Annotated in this window: 1 rRNA gene; it reads right to left on the reverse strand. The window is 37.7% G+C overall.

The features are described 5' to 3' along the window. Positions 1 to 98, reverse strand: a 23S ribosomal RNA gene (locus tag L2764_RS27600); the annotation flags it as partial. Positions 99 to 525: the final 427 nt, after the last annotated feature.

Here is a 525-nt window from a genome sequence, read left to right on the forward strand (position 1 = left end):
TGCTTGTTACTAGCTCGCCAACGCTTTTCGCAAGTTACTACGTCCTTCATCGCCTCTGACTGCCAAGGCATCCACCATATACGCTTAGTCACTTAACCATACAACTCTAATGAGTCTTTTCGCTTGCCTATCATCTTGTTATGCTGCATTGCGAACCTCACTTCTCAATCCTGTAGCGCTGCTACACTCATTCGTCGTTCAATTCACAGCTTTGCCTAACAAGCGATGTTCTGCGCTTGATTTATTGGGTAAACAAATCAATGACACTTTATGTTATATCGTAACTAATGGTTTCTACTTTCGCCAAAATTAGAATACGTTATTTATTGCCGAAGCAATAAATAACAAGACACTTAATGTTTAAGTGTTTAGAACTCAATTTTTTATTTCGCGCTAATGCTATAAACAACAACCTACAAGTAAGTCACTGTCCCTTTCACATTAACACTATCAGCTTTCCAAATTGTTAAAGAACGGGCTAAAAAAAGCCAAAGATAAATTATTCTATTTATCTTTGGCGTCTCT

Source organism: Shewanella surugensis (genome assembly GCF_023284005.1).
GTDB classification, from domain to species: domain Bacteria; phylum Pseudomonadota; class Gammaproteobacteria; order Enterobacterales; family Shewanellaceae; genus Shewanella; species Shewanella surugensis.